Origin of the sequence: Vibrio sp. M260118 (assembly GCF_036533755.1) — a bacterium.
Taxonomy (GTDB): Bacteria; Pseudomonadota; Gammaproteobacteria; order Enterobacterales; family Vibrionaceae; genus Vibrio.
Map to the genome: position 1 here is coordinate 1 of NZ_JATABG010000309.1, position 4,365 is coordinate 4,365.

3 protein-coding genes are annotated in these 4,365 nt (G+C 45.7%); 2 read left to right on the forward strand and 1 reads right to left on the reverse strand.

Annotation, left to right across the window (positions count from 1 at the left end; translation table 11 throughout):
• Positions 1-44: 44 nt before the first annotated feature.
• On the forward strand, positions 45-1,982 hold the full coding sequence (locus tag QTO00_RS15555; protein ID WP_331425600.1) for a RecQ family ATP-dependent DNA helicase: 1,938 nt from the start codon (positions 45-47) through the stop codon (positions 1,980-1,982).
• Between the two features lie 13 nt (positions 1,983-1,995).
• Here the strand turns inward: QTO00_RS15555 and dinB are convergent, their stop codons facing one another.
• On the reverse strand, positions 1,996-3,063 hold the full coding sequence (gene dinB / locus QTO00_RS15560; RefSeq protein WP_331425601.1) for a DNA polymerase IV: 1,068 nt from the start codon (positions 3,061-3,063) through the stop codon (positions 1,996-1,998).
• A gap of 153 nt (positions 3,064-3,216) precedes the next feature.
• On the opposite strand from dinB, the gene QTO00_RS15565 reads away from it, so the two are divergent.
• Positions 3,217-4,365 (forward strand): GGDEF domain-containing response regulator (locus QTO00_RS15565; RefSeq protein ID WP_331425602.1); only part of this gene is annotated, 1,149 nt, incomplete at its 3' end.

A 4,365-nucleotide genomic window follows, 5' to 3' on the forward strand; every position in this document is an offset into this window, starting at 1 on the left:
GAATACCTTTGACCTAAGCAGAAGAGAATAGCGAGAATAACCCGATGGAGACTTCCACTCACCAGCCGATCATTGAGAAAACCCTTAAACAGAGCTTTGGCTTTGATAAACTCAGACAAGGACAAAGCCAAGCGATTGAAACTCTGCTTGAAGGGCGCTCATGTGCCGCTATTTTTCCAACCGGTTCAGGCAAGTCGCTTTGTTATCAGCTCCCTGCTCTTCTGCTGCCCAATCTCACATTAGTGGTGTCTCCTCTTCTGGCACTGATGAAAGATCAACTGGCTTTTTTGCACAGCAAGCAGATACCCGCAGCCTCTATAGATTCAAGTCAAACACGCGAGCAAACCAAGCAAGTGATGGAGCGTGTGCGCAGCGGTGACATTAAGATTTTAATGATCTCGGTTGAGAGGTTAAAGAATGAGCGTTTTAGGCAGTTTATCGCCCAAGTACCCATCTCTATGTTAGTTGTTGATGAAGCGCACTGTATCTCTGAATGGGGCCATAACTTTAGGCCAGATTACCTCAAGCTCCCGCAGTACCTTAAGCAGTTCAACATTCCTCAGGCACTACTGCTTACCGCGACGGCAACTCAAGCAGTTATTGAGGATATGCAGAGCAAGTTCTCTATTGATAGCCGTGACCTTGTGGTTACCGGCTTCTACCGCGCTAATTTGGATATCAATGTTGTTCCGTGTGAAGAGGATAATAAGGCGGAACGTCTACTCGATCTGCTCAAGCCCGAACCTAGTGCGCCGACGGTTGTTTACGTCACCTTACAGCAAAGCGCTGAATCAGTCGCTAGCCTACTGATCAAAGCTGGCATCAACGCCCACGCTTATCATGCAGGCATGAAAAACGAGATCAGAGAGTCAATTCAAGACCAGTTTATGCGTGGTGAGATTGACTGTATCGTCGCCACGATTGCATTTGGAATGGGGGTTGATAAAGCTGATATCCGCCGCGTGATTCACTTTGACTTGCCTAAATCAATTGAAAACTACGCCCAAGAAATTGGTCGTGCAGGCCGAGACGGAAAACCATCTCAATGTACCCTACTCGCCAATCAAAATGGACTGAGTACGCTAGAAAACTTCGTCTACGGTGACACACCAGAACTCAACGATATTCATGCCGTCCTCCAGCAAGCATTTGCCAACGCACCGCAGTGGGAAGTAGTGCTATCTCGACTTTCCAGTGAAGCTAACGTTCGCCAGTTGCCGCTAAAAACGTTACTGGTTTACATGGAGATGGCCAATTTAATCCAAGCCAAGTTCAGTTACTTCGCTGACTACCGATTTAAGTTTATCCAAGATAGGCAGTTTATCACTCAGCAGTTTGACTCTGCCCGTCAGCGGTTTGTATCAGACCTGTTTGATTGCTCAACCAAAGCCAAGGTTTGGTGTCAGGTTGATTTCGAAGCCCTGTGGCATAAATGCCAAGGAGAGAGAAGTCGAGCTGTCGCTGCGCTCGACTACTTTAATGAGAAAGGCTGGATTGAACTTGAAAGTAAAATGATGACGGAGGTTTACCAAGTTAACCAGACAACTGAAAGCATTGACGAACTCAGTCATCGCCTGTGGCAACTGTTCAAACAGAAAGAGCACAGCGATGTCGAACGAATCCACAACCTGCTCAAATTTTTCCAGTCAGAGAACTGTTTAAGCTCTGAACTTGCGCGCTATTTTGCTGATCACAACGCACCGACTCAGTGTGGTCATTGTAGTGTCTGTCGTGGAGAAAAAGCGATTCTGCCACACCCCAAATTGGATCAACACAGCAGCGATCAAATCACTAATTGGATAAATGAACTCGACACCAAGGCGGGCGAACCGTTATCACTTACACTGCAAGCAAAGTTCTTATGTGGAATTGCGACACCTAAATTCACTCAGCTCAAAGCTCGCTCTTTGTCTGGGTTTGGTCGTTTAGTGTCCACGCCTTTTGCTCAAGTGCTTGAACTGATCGAGCAGGCTAGGAGTTAACAAGGTCTATAGACTAAAAGAAACTTAGCTGTTTGGTCTGCTCTTCTGGCTTAAGCATTACGTTCAAGCCGAGTAGGCGAATCTCTCGTCCTTTCTGGCGTTTCAATATGTTGGTCAATAGCTGCTTAAAATACTCTAGGTCTAGCTCAGAATGAATGTGTTCAATCGTGGTGAGCTGGAAGTCGGCGAACTTAAGTTTGATCCCCTGTTTGATGATCGCTTTGTCAGGTGACGCCTTCTGCAAACGCTTTTCCAACTCAGGGAAGAGTTTCTCTTCAATCACCTGCCAACACTCTTGATAGGTACTAATGTTGTGGCTAAACGTTCTCTCTACACCCACTGACTTACGCTCCCGTTCAACAGAAACTTGACGATTATCAACGCCATGACTCTTATTCCACAAAGAGGCACCCAATCGACCAAACTTGAGCAGTAACTCTCGGTAGTCACTGTTCTTCACATCTTCACAGAGATAAAAGCCAGCCTGATGAAGTTTTTCTAGGCTAACTTTACCCACACCAGGGATCTTCTCTAGTGGTAATTTATCAATCACGGTCTGTACTTGGTTGGGCGGGATGACAAACTGTCCGTTGGGCTTATTAATGTCTGAAGCCACTTTTGCCAAAAATTTAATCGGCGCAACACCCGCAGAGGCGGTTAACTCGAGTTCATTGCAAATATCGCGTCTAATCGCTTCTGCAATTAATGTAGCTGAACCTTGATACTGCGGGCAGCCGGTGACATCCAGATAGGCCTCATCAAGCGATAGCGGCTCTATCAATGGGGTATAACGATGAAAGATTTCGTGGATCTGTTTCGAGACCTGCTTGTAGACCTGCATCCTCCCTGGAACCACTAGCAGTTGTGGGCACAGTTTTAGCGCCTTTCCCGTCGGCATTGCACTGCGAATACCAAACTGTCTTGCTTCATAGTTGCAGGTACTTAAGACACCACGCTGTTTCTCATGGCCACCAACAGCCAATGGTCGGCCACGGTAAGAGGGATTATCTCGCATCTCTACGGCAGCATAGAAGCAGTCCATATCAACATGGATAATTTTTCTGACTGTTTCGCTTTCCACAATTAACCAACCATAAACAACTGTATATAGATACAGTTTAGTTGATTTTAGCCGTTGCTCATAGCGAAATTTGTCTGCAAATTATCCAACGAATCTCGGCATATGGATTATTATTAAATAACAAAAACAACAATATGATCATGAGATACAGCTTTGAACCATAAAGTACTGGTTGTTGAAGATAGCCGAGCGTATCAGAACTATTTAAACCAACAGCTTTCTGCGATTGGCTGTCAGGTTTATAGTGCAGAGACTTTAGCCGAGGCCGAACAGCTACTGCAACAACATAGAGAGTTCCGATTTGCCGTTTTAGATTATTGCCTTCCCGACGCTCAGGACGGAGAAGTCATTGATCTGGTTTTAGAACATAAGCACAAAGTCATTGTCCTTACTGCAACATTCAATAATGATGCGCGAGAACGTTTCCTTGCCAAAGGCGTAGTCGACTACCTACTTAAAGATAGTATGGCATCGGTCTCCTACCTTATACCGCTTGCTAATCGACTACTTAACAACGACAAACACCATGCGTTAGTCGTCGATGACTCAGCAACGGTTCGTCGGCATGTAACCCAACTATTAGAACATCAGTATATAAAAACCACTCAAGCAGAAGACGGCCAAGTGGCTATTGATAAGCTCAACGCAGACCCGAGTATCACCTTTGTCATTACTGACCATGACATGCCCAACAAAGATGGCATCGCGATGATCCAAGAGATCCGCCAAACCTATGACAAAAATAGCCTAGGTATCATTGGACTGTCAGGAAGTGACTCGAAAACGCTCACTGCTCAATTTCTAAAAGCGGGCGCCAATGACTTTCTAACCAAGCCGTTCAACCATGAAGAGTTTTATTGCCGAGTTCACCAACTACTTAATATGCGTGAAGCTACCGAAGAGTTACACAAGCTTGCCAATCAAGACGCTCTAACCGGATTATGGAATCGTCGATATCTATTTGCGCAAGCTTCGCTAGCAAGAAGCGAGCGAAATATTGCCATGCTTGATATAGACCACTTCAAATCGGTCAATGACAATTATGGCCACGCAGGCGGGGATGCTGCCCTCAAGGTAATCGCCAATATTCTTAAGATCTACTTCCCACATGAGGTAGTGGCCAGGTTTGGCGGCGAGGAGTTCTGTATTCTGTCTCATCTCGCGTTTGATGAGTTCCTCACCCGCGTCGAGAATGTTCGACTGCGTATTGAAAAGACCACTATTAAGCACGAATCTGAGTCAATTCAAGTAACTGTGAGTATTGGCGTTAGTAATAGCGGCGAATCAATCGACGAGCAGATT